Source organism: Natronorubrum thiooxidans (assembly GCF_900156475.1).
GTDB classification, from domain to species: Archaea; Halobacteriota; Halobacteria; order Halobacteriales; family Natrialbaceae; genus Natronorubrum; species Natronorubrum thiooxidans.
In genome coordinates this window covers 61,989-74,459 of record NZ_FTNR01000015.1, presented here as the reverse complement: position 1 = coordinate 74,459, position 12,471 = coordinate 61,989, and the positions used below count along the sequence as shown (strand labels likewise).

Annotated in this window: 18 protein-coding genes and 2 pseudogenes; 6 read left to right on the top strand and 14 right to left on the bottom strand. The window is 54.9% G+C overall.

The window, feature by feature from the left end; translation table 11 throughout:
- Window positions 1–143: 143 nt before the first annotated feature.
- The 4 genes from BW940_RS17365 to BW940_RS22690 form a co-directional block, all read right to left on the bottom strand.
- Window positions 144–509: a DUF7568 family protein gene (locus BW940_RS17365; protein WP_076610461.1), complete on the bottom strand. Its 366-nt coding sequence runs from the start codon at window positions 507–509 to the stop codon at window positions 144–146.
- Between the two features lie 6 nt (window positions 510–515).
- Window positions 516–1,010, bottom strand: a complete 495-nt coding sequence (locus BW940_RS17360; RefSeq protein WP_076610460.1) for a hypothetical protein — start codon at window positions 1,008–1,010, stop codon at window positions 516–518.
- A 1,364-nt stretch (window positions 1,011–2,374) separates the two neighbouring features.
- Entirely contained in the window at window positions 2,375–3,265 is an 891-nt protein-coding gene (locus BW940_RS17350) for a biosurfactant protein 1 (RefSeq protein WP_076610459.1), read from the bottom strand.
- An 86-nt stretch (window positions 3,266–3,351) separates the two neighbouring features.
- Window positions 3,352–3,489, bottom strand: coding sequence for a DUF7563 family protein (locus tag BW940_RS22690; protein WP_449406682.1), 138 nt, complete (start codon window positions 3,487–3,489; stop codon window positions 3,352–3,354).
- A gap of 439 nt (window positions 3,490–3,928) precedes the next feature.
- Here BW940_RS22690 and BW940_RS22150 point away from each other — a divergent pair.
- Window positions 3,929–4,015: pseudogene (locus tag BW940_RS22150) on the top strand (MarR family transcriptional regulator); the annotation flags it as partial.
- A gap of 74 nt (window positions 4,016–4,089) precedes the next feature.
- On the opposite strand, the gene BW940_RS17335 reads toward BW940_RS22150, so the two are convergent.
- From BW940_RS17335 to BW940_RS17305, 7 genes are all read right to left on the bottom strand, one after another.
- Entirely contained in the window at window positions 4,090–4,419 is a 330-nt protein-coding gene (locus tag BW940_RS17335) for a hypothetical protein (protein WP_076610458.1), read from the bottom strand.
- Window positions 4,420–4,428: 9 nt separating this feature from the next.
- The gene (locus BW940_RS17330; RefSeq protein WP_076610457.1) at window positions 4,429–4,785 is read right to left on the bottom strand and encodes a hypothetical protein; all 357 of its coding nucleotides are present in this window, start codon (window positions 4,783–4,785) and stop codon (window positions 4,429–4,431) included.
- A gap of 130 nt (window positions 4,786–4,915) precedes the next feature.
- Window positions 4,916–5,362, bottom strand: a complete 447-nt coding sequence (locus tag BW940_RS17325; RefSeq protein WP_076610456.1) for a hypothetical protein — start codon at window positions 5,360–5,362, stop codon at window positions 4,916–4,918.
- A complete protein-coding gene (locus BW940_RS22145; RefSeq protein WP_076610455.1) occupies window positions 5,355–5,921 on the bottom strand; it encodes a DUF7342 family protein in 567 nt (188 codons plus the stop codon). Before BW940_RS22145 ends, BW940_RS17325 begins: the two co-directional genes overlap by 8 nt.
- A 167-nt stretch (window positions 5,922–6,088) precedes the next feature.
- A complete protein-coding gene (locus tag BW940_RS17315) occupies window positions 6,089–6,418 on the bottom strand; it encodes a DUF7558 family protein (RefSeq protein ID WP_076610454.1) in 330 nt (109 codons plus the stop codon).
- The gene (locus BW940_RS17310) at window positions 6,418–6,708 is read right to left on the bottom strand and encodes a hypothetical protein (RefSeq protein WP_076610453.1); all 291 of its coding nucleotides are present in this window, start codon (window positions 6,706–6,708) and stop codon (window positions 6,418–6,420) included. The genes BW940_RS17315 and BW940_RS17310 overlap by 1 nt, the downstream gene beginning before the upstream one ends.
- A 249-nt stretch (window positions 6,709–6,957) precedes the next feature.
- On the bottom strand, window positions 6,958–7,806 hold the full coding sequence (locus BW940_RS17305; protein ID WP_076610452.1) for a DNA-binding protein: 849 nt from the start codon (window positions 7,804–7,806) through the stop codon (window positions 6,958–6,960).
- A gap of 272 nt (window positions 7,807–8,078) precedes the next feature.
- Between BW940_RS17305 and BW940_RS17300 the strand changes: the two genes are divergently transcribed.
- Entirely contained in the window at window positions 8,079–8,327 is a 249-nt protein-coding gene (locus BW940_RS17300; RefSeq protein ID WP_076610451.1) for a hypothetical protein, read from the top strand.
- An 8-nt stretch (window positions 8,328–8,335) separates the two neighbouring features.
- Here BW940_RS17300 and BW940_RS21560 read toward each other — a convergent pair whose 3' ends face one another.
- Window positions 8,336–8,476 (bottom strand): hypothetical protein, encoded by a 141-nt coding sequence (locus BW940_RS21560; RefSeq protein ID WP_159440183.1) that lies wholly within the window; start codon window positions 8,474–8,476, stop codon window positions 8,336–8,338.
- A 92-nt stretch (window positions 8,477–8,568) separates the two neighbouring features.
- On the opposite strand from BW940_RS21560, the gene msrB reads away from it, so the two are divergent.
- The 4 genes from msrB to BW940_RS17280 all read left to right on the top strand — a co-directional run bounded on the left by msrB (window position 8,569) and on the right by BW940_RS17280 (window position 10,606).
- Entirely contained in the window at window positions 8,569–9,003 is a 435-nt protein-coding gene (msrB, locus tag BW940_RS17295) for a peptide-methionine (R)-S-oxide reductase MsrB (RefSeq protein ID WP_006067212.1), read from the top strand.
- Window positions 9,000–9,218, top strand: a complete 219-nt coding sequence (locus BW940_RS17290; protein ID WP_006067211.1) for a YgaP family membrane protein — start codon at window positions 9,000–9,002, stop codon at window positions 9,216–9,218. Before msrB ends, BW940_RS17290 begins: the two co-directional genes overlap by 4 nt.
- Before the next feature lie 278 nt (window positions 9,219–9,496).
- Window positions 9,497–9,895: an iron-sulfur cluster assembly scaffold protein gene (locus BW940_RS17285; RefSeq protein WP_076610450.1), complete on the top strand. Its 399-nt coding sequence runs from the start codon at window positions 9,497–9,499 to the stop codon at window positions 9,893–9,895.
- Between the two features lie 96 nt (window positions 9,896–9,991).
- On the top strand, window positions 9,992–10,606 hold the full coding sequence (locus BW940_RS17280; protein WP_076610449.1) for a methyltransferase domain-containing protein: 615 nt from the start codon (window positions 9,992–9,994) through the stop codon (window positions 10,604–10,606).
- 623 nt (window positions 10,607–11,229) lie between these two features.
- Here BW940_RS17280 and BW940_RS22535 read toward each other — a convergent pair.
- A pseudogene (locus BW940_RS22535) lies at window positions 11,230–11,412 on the bottom strand (hypothetical protein); the annotation flags it as partial.
- Window positions 11,413–11,421: 9 nt separating this feature from the next.
- Complete coding sequence (locus BW940_RS17265) at window positions 11,422–12,144, bottom strand: DUF7437 domain-containing protein (RefSeq protein WP_076610446.1); 723 nt, start codon at window positions 12,142–12,144, stop codon at window positions 11,422–11,424.
- Window positions 12,145–12,471 lie beyond the last annotated feature (327 nt).

The following is a 12,471-nucleotide window of genomic DNA, read 5'->3' as shown; positions in this document are numbered from 1 at the left end:
TCCCGTATTGACCGATTCAAACTCCCGGCTGAGCAGAATCGCATGCCACATCTGCGCTTTGTATTCATCAGTTCCAATATCTCAACTCCTCGAGAGAAATGATATGAAACTATGAGTGGCGTTGCTACTCCCCATCTGTTCTGCTAGCGTTCTGCGCCGTAGACGATCTTCGAAGGCGCTTCGTAACCACAGTCAGGACAGTCGAACCATCGCTTAACCTTCGCACCAGCAGCAGCTTTCTGGCCAACGATGACATCGTCGTTTGGACACTCTGGACACGAGAGTTCGGGGGCTGGTCGGTCCCGAAGTGCATCCCGAAAGCTGGTTGCGTCTTTGGTCTCGAAGCCTCGAGACCAGATGGGATAGCCGTCGACGAGGATCGCTGCCCGCCACTTGTAGGCGCAAGAGTCAGGTGCACGATGCAGAACGGCTCGAGCTCCAATCTCGATGTTTCGATATGCTAGCGTGGGTGTTCGACTCTCTCGTGTCCAGTTGGGTATTCGTGGCATGATTACTCAGAAATGGACGTCTGCCGGCACGATCCAGCACGTCTTGTTCTCACCCTTTTCCTCGAGGAGTCGATCGAGGTGTCCGCGATGGCGGATTCCAGTCGCATGTTGATCGTACAAGCAGATCGACGGGCCACGAGAAGCACCAACCCGCTTGAAGGCGTGACGGGCAAGGCCCGCATCACGGATTTCGTCATCGCTGTGCTCCTCGAGTGCTTGCTTCACTCGGTTCAGATTGCGCTGGAACTCTTTCTTGGTGGTCTCCCAGGCCCGCTCGAGGAGGTCTTCGCCTTCCTCTGTGATGGGCGCAGCCGTTGGCAGGTCACCCCACCGTGCTTTTCCAGCCACTGTCGTATCCTCTTGGTCGAAGGTGACGTAGTAGTCGAACACTGCACAAGAATCCGACTCCGCGCCAACCAGTCGGTCGAACACTGTCTTCCCGGTTGACAGTGCCTCTTCTGCTGTCGATGCCTCTACCAGTGCGTAGATGATCATATGCATTTTCTCACTTTAGTTCGCCGACGCTCTGGCCAGTGTTCGTCTGTTTCTGCTCAGTGCGCCGGCACCCATCACCGGCGCAAAAAATCACTGTTGGAGCGCGCATCTCTCAAGCGGGTAGAGCGATCTGGATCGGTACTGGCATCGACAGCGATCGTCAGACCGTCTGACTCGGCGGTAGCATCGAATCAACGTGAATGCCTTCGGAACTCATATCTCCGGCTCGAGTGGAGTTGCTGGTTAGAGAGCACGTCATAGAAAGCCTTGCAAGTGATTTGTTTCAACTTTTTTTGATTGAATCAGCCGGTAAGTAGACGTGCGTATTGACTGCTGCGATTCCTACCAATCAGCGTAGCCTTTGCAAAGTGGTGATCAACGCAGGGCGCAAGTCTTGCATGAGGCATGGGTTCGATGATAGTTGTGTAGTCAGTCGATATGGTCACTCCATTTATTATTCGGGATTCTCAATATGATCCGTATGAGTGTCGCTAAGGTAGAATGCAATCACTGTAAGCGTACTTTTGAGGTTGATACAGAGTATTTTCAGAAGTACGGATCAGACCCGTTCTGCGCTGATTGTTTAGTTCATAGTGAGTGTGAGGCATGTGGGCGTGGTATTCGCCTCCAGCCGTCCAAATATCGAGAGTTAGGAGGTGAACCATTAGTTTGCGCAGATTGTAGTCAGCAAACTAGATCATCACAGACACAACAATTAAGTGAGAATGATTCTTCTTCAAACAAACTTACAACAGGAGAAAAGATAGTTAGCTGGATTGCTGCTTTGGTAGCCGGAGGTCTTTTGTTTGTAGCACTTATAAATCCGGAAATTCAAATAAATCAAGTAGGGCCGGTAATAGCGACATGCGTCATTGTGATCATAATGGTTGACGTAGTATGAAAGTTGAAGTCGTTGTGATGAAGTTATCCTCTCCATCTCTCAAGCGGTTTCTAACAGGAAGTCGATAGATCGCAATCGATCCCGCTACATCCTTCACCTGTACTTACCGTTCACTACGGAGTCCAATGGCCCTGTGATCGATTCTGTGGCACGCTCGGTTAGAAGTTGATGTGGGTATCAGTAGGTTCACCACGTTCTGGTCGAGTGAGAAGACTCACTTCTTCCAAGAGCGCCGTTGCTGTCTCGATCGTCTCTGTCTGCGTCAGTCAACCGATCACCCTCGAGATTGTTGAGTTTGCTGAGTGCATGATACAGTCTGTATCTGGTGTGTTGCGTGGATCCATTGATTGGGACTCAGCCGATCGCGGCGCAGACAAACAGAACACGGTCGCATGGACTACCGCTTCGATTAACCAACATCCACGCGGCACCATCGCCGTCTGTTGGTTAAGACCTGACACGGAGTAAATCATTCTGGGCTCGGCCCATAGCGCGGCGTCCCGCAGACCTGGCACTTCCAGATTGCGTGACCGGTCCAAGTTTCGTCGGGAACCGATTCATGATCGCCGAATCGATGATCGGTTGTACGTCCGCACTGGAGACACTCGAGGCGTTCTTTGGTCGGAATGCCACTGTCCTGATTCTCAGTTTCACGCTCTTGAGGTGCCTGCTGGAGGGCAATTGCAGGGACTAACCACGCATCATCACCGGCGTTGTCGAGCAGCGTCGTGAGTCGCTGCTCGTCGCGAATACCAGTCCCACCTTCGTCGTAGAGATATGTTGTAGGTTCGTGGTCACTATCCGCGGCTGGGTGGGGTTGGTCACTCCATCTTGTTCGATCACGGGCGGCCGCGAGAAGTTGCTCACCGTCAGCAGATTTGATCTGTACTGCAGCAGGAAGCACAGGCCACTGGTTAGTCAATTGGGCTACGGGCCCGTCCTCGAGATCATAGATGATCATGCAGTCGTCGACGGTTGATCCCGTCACACTCGAGGCAAGGAGCGTCGCAGCGGCCCCGCCTTTCGCGACGGCGCCGTAGAACGTCGACGACTCGACCAGCATGTGGACGACGCCGAGGAGCGTCCACTCTGGTGCTGATGCGTCTATTTCAGAAGAAGAGTTCTCGAGATGGTTAGTGAGACAGAACAGGCATTTCGTCTGGTCAGCTGGGATCGGTGCGCCACAGGACCGACACTCGGTATCCGTTTCCGCTGGAGTGTCTGGATATCCAGTCGTCGCCGTCGCAACGCGCTGTCGATCAGGCTCACTGTCGTTACACTCTCTGAGTGTCTCATCTGGAACATCCGACGCTTCGCCGGTCGGACGAAGTTCCTCAAAATCAGAATATCGATCAGTCATTGATTGAATAGTGGATCGTGTTATCTTGCGTCTCGATGCAGGTTCCAGTTCGATAGAAAAGAGCTACTAATGGAGTTGCTTAGAAGCTACTGGTCACGAAGTCCTGCTTCTCGAGCGTCACGGTTGGTGGAACAATGGATACACGCTGGGAGATTCCCATCAACAGCGAAAACCCGGTAGTAGCTCTCAGTGACATGAGAGCCACAGCCATCACATTCTGGCATTGTCCGAATTCTTGTTATCCCTTCGGTAAATATCTTGCTTCAATACTTGTGTGAATTTGGATGATAGCATGTTATCTACGCGTAACTAACTCGTCTCTGCATCTGGCTGTGTTGCGTTTCTAGGAGGTGTCCACAGTCTTCGCACATGGTTTCGACTACATTGGTGGTAACTTGTCCGTTGCACTTCGGACACGAACTGGCACTTGAGTCGGGCTGGACGTCTTCGTCGAATACTGTCTGGTAAACTTCTCTGAAAGTCATGGTGTTCTCGAGGGGCAATGAGTAACTCTGACTGCCCCTCACCCATTGTGGGTCACAGAAACCTACCTTGCAGTGAACCGCCTCGGGGTCAAGCCCCAAGGCACTCGCCTTGCTCATCTGTAGACTCGGTACTTGACTCAGCGCGTATAGGATACTGTCGGCGAAAGCAGAGTGGAGTATACGCTTTGACGCTGACTGGATGTCTCGCGCTGACGAGCGGATTCTGGAACATCTAGCTGATGCTGGGCCTGATACACCCAAAGAAGGGGATACTAGCTTGACGATCATTGATTTGATACCGAAACGCAGCGGCGGTCGCGGGCTTTCACGAGACGCGTCTCAGTCGCCTTGCTGCGCGTTCAGCTCGCCAAGGAACCAGCCAGCTGTCGTTCCGATTTGAACGCCATCGATGTTGCGTATCTCGAGGTCAGACGTGGCGGTACGAAACGGATAGTGGTCGACGAGAACGCGACGGATAACCGTACGGACGGGTTCTGTCCCATATCTGTCCACGGCGGTTGCCATCGTCACGTCAAAATGAGCGTCTTGGTGATCCTCTCGAGGATTCTGGGCGCGCTCGAACACGAGCTCAACTACCTCGTCAATCGATGCGTGTTCGGGATTTCCGGTACGTTCACGAACGTCGTAGAGGGCGTCGCTATCAGTCATAAGTAGCACCTATTCACCATCGGCATTGTCAGCTGATCCAGATACAGAAGTCTCGAGACGACGCAGATGGCGTACTTCGGCGAGGGCATCTTCGAGCATTGCGAGATTATCTATCGCCGTGGCCTCACTCATGATGTCGTCGAGAAGTGTAGCTCGCTCGATAGTGTGGGCCTCTCCCTCGGTGATCTCGATCGAGTCAATGGATACCGACCGGTCTTCATTCCATCCACACGCCCAGCAATTTCGGGTGACGACGATTTCCTCGTTTTCATCGGCAGCAAGCAGCGCATCGGCCACTGATGCTGTAAGCGGCTGATTCGGCCCTACTTCCATCGTGACGGGTCCGCCACACGCAGGACATTCCATACCGATATCGAGTACCGCTATCACTTTCAAGATACGGGCTCTGAGACTAAATCCTATTTAAACCCCTTGTCGGTGAGCGAATGCGTTGGGGTTGAAGGGACCTGTCTTTCGACATGTGTCCCGCTTATTTTCACTCCCAAAACGCTTCGATTCGATCGTCTAGATCACCGAGTACGTCCGTGAGCACATCTCGCCAATCCTCTTCGTACTCAACATCTTCCCCCGGAGTTGTTGCATCCGGTGGTGGGTGAAAATGTGAACGGGTATTGTGATTGTTCGGATGGCGGTCCCACCGACACTCCCAGTGATCTCCAGCGTCGTATTGTTCAGAGTAGTGGATGTTAAAATCGTCTGTCTTGTACCATCGGATCTGGAGATACGCACGCTCGATAGCAGTTGGAAAGTACCCCATGTCGTATTCTGCGACGACTGAACTTGGTGCGTACTCCGGCTGAAAGGTGGTCTCTGCAAAGCGGTTGCTTCGTTCAAGATGCTGCCCAATTTGTTCGAGAATGTCGGTATCGATGCCACCGACCTCTGGGACAGTATCGTCGTCAGCTGGCCGGCGTTCAGGCATCGACTTTGGCACCGCCACTCGAGGGATGGCCGTTCTGACGCGCTGTATCTAACAGCTCTGCACGGTGTTTGAGCGTTTTCCATTCACTCAGTGCTTCCCACACTTCTTCGACCGACGCTTCCTCGGTGCTATCCATGAGAGACACGTCTTCCGGACTGTCGGCATCGAACTGGGCACGATACTCCTCGAGTTGTTTCATTGTTTCTTTGAGTTCTTTGACGATCTCTGCCTCTGAGTATTGGTCTCGGATTTGCTCAACTCTGCGCCACTGGAGATACGATTCGTTTCGTTCGTATCTCACAGGCCGTCCCGAGATCTCACGTGTCATTCCCATCGAACTGAACCATTCAAGATAGTCCCTTGCAGTCTCCGTATCGCAGTCTGCTTGCTCTGCGATTCTGGACACTTTCGTTGGGGTCCGTAGCTGTAAAATAACACTGAGCAATCGTTCTCGCGTTGGGCCTCCTTTCAGGACCTCTTCAGGAGAGTCCCATTCGGTAAAATCAGGTGGATTCTCAGTCGAATCACGAATTTCATCGGGAGTATCAGTTAAGTCCATCAGTACTCACCTACATCCAACTAACGATATAATCGGCTATATATCTACCGCACACTGAATTATTTCTGCTTCGTTCAGCGAGTCACGTCGTTCTCTGTTCAGAACTATCGACGTATTTTCTTGCTCAACGGGAATCTCCAGCATGTTCTCACATTCGCATCTAGTACTTACGCAGTCTTCACGACGTGCTCCTCGAGATCACGCGTCCAGTAGGTAGCTGGCCCACCGGGACTACATCGCGCACACAGCTGTAGCGAGCCCTCGAGATGGCCGAGTCCAACGCGGAATCGTGTGAGTGCCGCGATCGTGTCGACAACGAGCCCACAGCCGTCACAGGTGCAGTGATCGAACTCGTTAGGGTCCGGCTCCGCCTGGATAGCGCAGCCGACACAGATTGGGTGGGTGACTCGCTCGTATTGGCCCCACGTATGCGCCTCGCCAGACTCGGCGCCGGGCAAGGCGTCGCAGAACGCACAGCCAGTAAGTGGTTGCTGCATCACTCACCGTCCTTGTCGGCGTTGCGAGCAGCCGTCCAGCCTCGATGGAAAACAGCAAGCTGAGTGCTCGAGTCAAAGGCAACCTCACTTGGCTCATGGATGAACACCCGCTTGCCTGGAACCGGCGTCACCACACCGTTATCAATGAGTTCAGTAACAAGCTTTCTGGCGGCTGTGTCGCCGATATCCGCTGTCACGGCATGAGTTGTATCCCGATCATGGGCAACGAGTCTGGCTTCGAATCGTCTGTAATCGTCTGCAGTGTCGTCAATCGGATTTGGATCAGTCATTGTCAATCACATGGCACACTATTGAGTGCGCCTCATGCCTCATGGCGCGAAAAAACTCGCTGCTGGAAGCACAATCGGGTCGAAGATACTAGGCGGTGCGTGCTGGAGCCGATAAACGTCCAGAACTGGCAGATTCGGCGAAAGCCCGGCAGTGAAACGGCCCTTGGCCGTGAGCAGCCCGGAACGTGGAGGTGGGTGGGGAGGAGGGTAGTGGGTGATCGGGCACCAGCAAAAAAGAGCCGTTGTCGCCTACTCCCACCACTGACCGCGTTCTGGGAACACGATTTCCGACCAGTGAGTCAACGCGATCGAGCATCGTCCATTGTACCAGTTCTTCGCCGCCGCCCTGAACCGCACCAGCTCACCTTCCCGCACCTTCGTCTGTCTGCTCTTCGTCCAGATCGTGAATTTCGTTCGCCCAGTCTCGTCCTCGAGCAACCCAACCTGTTGGATACTCGGACTCGAGGGCTCCCACAGTTCGATCACGCGCCCTTCGACACTGACCTCGCCTCGCCTAATCGACTCGAGTCTTCCAATCGGCACAATCGTCCCTGCTTCGTGTTGCATCTCTTCTTTCGTATCCATCACCGCCTCGAACATCGCTTCACCCTCGAGAACCCGACTGGCGATCCGCTTCGCGATGACTGCTCGCGTGTACCCACCGTTGACGTTCTCTGACAACCGCTGTGCCTGCCGATTGACCTGACCTAACTCTGCTCTCTCAAGCTTCTCTCGAGGATCGACTTCCTTGGCTGGCCGCTGACTACGACGTTCCTGTTCAACCACCGCTCTCGTTCGCTCCGCTCGTCCTTCCTGTCGTCCGAATGCCCCCAGTGCACTGATTCGCTCGAGTTCTTCCTCTCTCGCCTGAATGCGCTCTTCCTGAGCCAAGGTCACGCCGTAGATCCGATCCTCACTCGTGTCGACGATCCCGTCTGGGTGGTTTGCATCGACCTTCGCCTGAATCTCCATCTCCACCGTGGCCCGGAACTCTGGAGTCTCGTCAACGACGTCCTCGTGTTCCGCTTGACCCGCTTCCTGCTCGTATGCTTGTTCATCGACCGAAACGACCTTACTAACCGACTTCTTACTAGACATTGGATCTAATCCAAAGGCGCTCACTCGGCGTCTTTTCCGACACCACGACTCTCCAGCCCTGGCTCTCTCGCTGTCCAACTCATCCATCACACGCGTCTCGCTCGCGCCTTCGTAAGCGCCCGTCAGGGCGCGAGCGAGACGCGCCGATGACAGATCCAACCAGTAACGCGCGGCGCTTCAATCGGAGCGAGCGGCCAGTTTTAAGCCGTTTACGTGTCTGAGCGGCAGCGAAGACCGAAAGCGCGCTTAATACTGGCAACCGAAGAGCGAGAGTGAGCGAAGATCAGAAGCGGCGAGCGGGACGTGCCATCTCTGAGGAGGGAACAACCGTCTTCGACGGCCAGTTGATTAGTCCACGTGGGTGGGATCGAAAGGGGCTGACGTACTCGAGGAACCCCGACGACGCAAGCACCGCAGCCTGTGAGGAGCGCAGCGAGATCTTCGCGAGTGGAACGAGCGAAGGCCAGCGAGACGCGTACGTCTCGCTAGGCGCGGGACTCGAGCGCGTCAGGGGCTTTTGATGGCAGGTTTAGCTGTCTTGATCTGCGTTGAGCTCTTCGAGGAACCAGCCAGCTGTCGTTCCGATTCGAACGCCATCGATGTTGCGCATCTCGAGGCCAACCGTGGCAGTACGGAACGGGTAGTGTTCGATGAGAGCGCAGTGGACCACTCTGTCGTGCCGGCTGCCGTGCTGTCTGCGGAGAGAGAAAACACCTTTTGTGGACGCACAACGTTCATGGAGCCGACGACCTGCAGTCACATATGGGCAAGCGACTCACAGACGACGGGCAACCAAAGACCGACTCCGAATGGCGAAAAGTGCTTTCCGACGAGGAGTACCACGTGCTTCGTGAGGCTGGAACGGAGCCTGCTGGTACGTCTGATCTCCTCCACATCGACGAGAACGGTGTGTTTGAGTGCGCTGGCTGTAGAAGCGATCTGTTTCACACTGACCAGAAATACAAGTCAGGGACGGGCTGGCCGAGCTTCTGGGATCCGATCGACGACGATGCGGTTGTCACCCAGCGCGAGACAGGCCTCCTGGACAGGCGAATCGAGGTCTGCTGTGCTGAGTGTGGAGGACATCTCGGACACGTCTTCAGCGATGGGCCAGAACCGACCGGGAAGCGCTACTGTCTCAACGGCGTTGCGCTTGAGTTCACCGCGACGAATGGCGAAGGGGCCACGCAGGAATGAAACGTAATGTCGGACACATCGATGCGATTGTTCGGGTCGTGGGTGGGGTGGCACTGGCAGCCTTCGCTGTACTTGCCGCATTCGGGGTGGTGACCGTGCCAGTCGTCTCGGCACTCGGGCTTGGAATCATCGCGATCGTGTTGATCGTTGAAGGGGTGATGCGGCGATGTTTGTTGTATCGCGTGCTCGGGATCGATCGCTGCCCGGTCGATTGAGATCAGTGCTGTCGGAGTCTTCCCGTACTCACTGATCGCTGACCGGATCGGCACGATGGACATCGCCGAAATCAATAGTCTGGGACTGCCCGTGATCGGGCTTGCACCGGCGACATCTTTGAGTCCGAGTCCAGTTGGGATGAGCTCCGTACAGCAGAACCTACTCTGGTTTCTTGCTGGGGCCTGCCACCATTCGCCCACATTCGGGTGCGTGGGAATTCTAACACCAATCTGGCGGTGTCCCGTCCGTTTTTCATTACTCGAGACGAGTGGTATGTATGGACAAGACGCTCATCAGGGAGTTGCTCGCAGACCACTCCCAAAATCCCCGGAACTACGGTACGCTCACGGACCCGGATATCGAGCACGAAACTAGCAACCCCCAGTGTGTCGGCCCGACACATCCCGAGGGTGACGAAATAGCGGTGACGGTGAAACTGTCCGACGAGACACCACCGGTCGTCGAAACGGTCCAGTTCACTGGGCGAGGCTGTACACTCTCACAGGCAACGGCATCACTGCTCACCGAGCAAATGATCGGGACACCGGCCACCGACATCGTCGAATGGGACAGTGAGACGCTCGAGGACCTAGTCGGCATGGACCTGACGCCGTCACGGCTCAGGTGTGCCGAACTGGCACTCGTCGCTTTCCGGAACGCTGTCGAGGACCGCTAGCCGACTGGTACTGGCCGTTCGTCAACTCGAGAACGCTCGGTGTCCGGGTCGGCAGGCGCTGAATACTTTGCTCTCTAGACCCTACCAGAGAGCACTGTGTCGAGGGTTCTATCGGACGTCGATCGGCAAAAAATCGATACCAATGACGACACGCAGTTCTACGAGTCGGCCCGGTTTGTCACTCACGCGGACGATGCATTCATGGCTCGGCTAACAACGCTGTACGAATCGGAGATCATGCCGGGAGATCGTGTATTCGATGCAATGAGTAGCTGGGTCTCGTTTCTCCCGGACGTCCCACTAGAGTGCGTTGTTGGCCACGGACTCAACGAGGCCGAACTCGAAGCAAATGACTGTCTAGACGAGTATTTCCTGCAGGATTTCAACAGCGACCGGACGCTCCCACTCGAGGAGAACTCGTTCGACGTCGTCTGTTGTGCCCTGTCAGTGCAGTATCTGCAGTATCCTGGTGACGTGTTCAGCGAGTTTGGGCGCATCCTCACGTCTGACGGCTCTGCCATAGTGAGTTTCACCAACCGGATGTTCCCGACAAAAGCGATTCGGGCCTGGCAAACCCGATCGATGGACGAACGAGCAGCGCTCGTCGAAGAGTACTTTACTGCTGGTGGATTTGGAGAGACGGACCGAATCGTCGCCCAGCCTGGGACGGACCCATTTTATTCGGTCATCGGTCGACAGCCGCCGGAATGAGCGAACAGCCCGATTGCTCGATTGCGGTCCCTGACCAGTCTTCGAACACTGCGAGCGACTGCCACCAGCATGGAAACAGGAGCCCACTCGTTGTATCCGGAGAAAAACGAGCTGTGGATGACGAGAGGTATCGGCGAACGGAGTACAGAGTGTGAGACGCTGATCGAGATCGGAAACGTGGTAATCGCTGGTCAGTCCTTTCTCAAAACGGTGCACCCTGAAGAGGTGCCGAGAAAGAAACTACTAGCGACTCGACATACGACCACTGTGCTGGAGCTGTCGTTCGCATGCGCTCAGCGTGCGACATCGATTTGAACAAACGCTACCAATCCACTACTGTGCTAGGAATCCGGTTTTTCGTCTGTAACGGATGCGAGACGGTGTATGCAGACGTCGAGAGACCACCACGGTGCAGCAACTGTGACGACGACCCAATCGAGGAAATAGGGCCCGAGACCCAGGCGGCTAACTACTTCACCGGACGTAACTGAGGGATCGGCTCGAGGCCGTCTAGTAGGATTCTTGAACAGTCAGATCTGAACTACCACGTGGCCGCGTCGTCCCGGCACAGGCTGAACCTCCGGCCTTTTTGTCCGTCACGGACTTACAAGCGAGTGATCGTTCTCACATTTTGGCCCACCAAGCTCTCCAATAACACGCTGAGGGAGTTTGCACACGACACCAGCGTTCCGGACAGCACTCCGGAAGCGTGCGTATTTCGGATTCGATGGGTGACCGATCGCAAAGAAGACGTTTGCGTCGACGAGGACGTCTTGTTCGGAAGAGAGTAGATTGTCTCGGCTCATCCAACGTCCTCACTCGTGGGAATTTGACTCTGCTGGGGCTCCATCTACCTCGTCAAGAGACGGAAGATCCATCTGATCGTGGACATCCGGAAACAGATGCTCGAAGAACGGATCATGGGTTCGGCCAACAGTCAGTGCTGGCTCGAGTGCGTAGATGATCATCATCGCTTCGGTCTCACGAACGTCGATATCAGTCGCGACCATCCGCTGAGTCGTCTTCCCCGCGAAGTGTAATCCTGCACCCCGCAGCGCAGCGATGAGTTTGCCAGCACCGTAGCGGTCCATGAAGTATTCGACGTCCTCGTCAACTTCCTGCAGCGCAAGTGCGTGCAAGACCGTCGGCGTGATGACGATGGGAACGTACTGCTCGACGATGATGATCGGATCTGCGGTCAACTGTTGCGGACGCGTTGAGTCATCTCGATCGACGAGACCGAGGTCGACGAGCTGATCGACGTACTCGTAGGTCGTCGATTTCGATAGCTCGAGGTTGTCCATGATTTCCGGCGGCGAAACCGGGCCCCAGTAGCAGACGTAAACATACACACGTGCCAACGCCGGCTGATTGAGGAGTTGAACGACTGTTTCGAGCCTGGGAGCGTTCTGTGCAAGCCTTGCTGGCTCGAGCGTCTCTTCGTCCATGATGTCCGTCGGTGGTGGGTCTAAGACGTCGATCCCACCGTCAGGACGAATGCGATTCGTATCATCCATACTCGCTTGTTCGAAGTCCATGTACTTCAGACTACTGCCGACTCTTCTTGAGTTTTTTCTACTCTTGGATATCAATTCGAACTCTGCTGTTAGCGAAGTTATCTGATCGGTTTGAGCACGAAACGGTCACATCGACACGTTGCATCGAGATCCGGATCTGATGTCTCTGGACGAGACCGTGACAATTTGTTCACGAGCTCTGTTCGAAGTTCCTCCCGACCGAGTGTCTCGGTATGCCACCCAACTCGAGCATCGTAGTGATGCTTTGAGAAGACCTCTCCTCGAGGGTTCTCTGCGGTATACTGTGTGCGTTTGGTTCCCCAGAGATGTGACGACCGGTACTCAGCA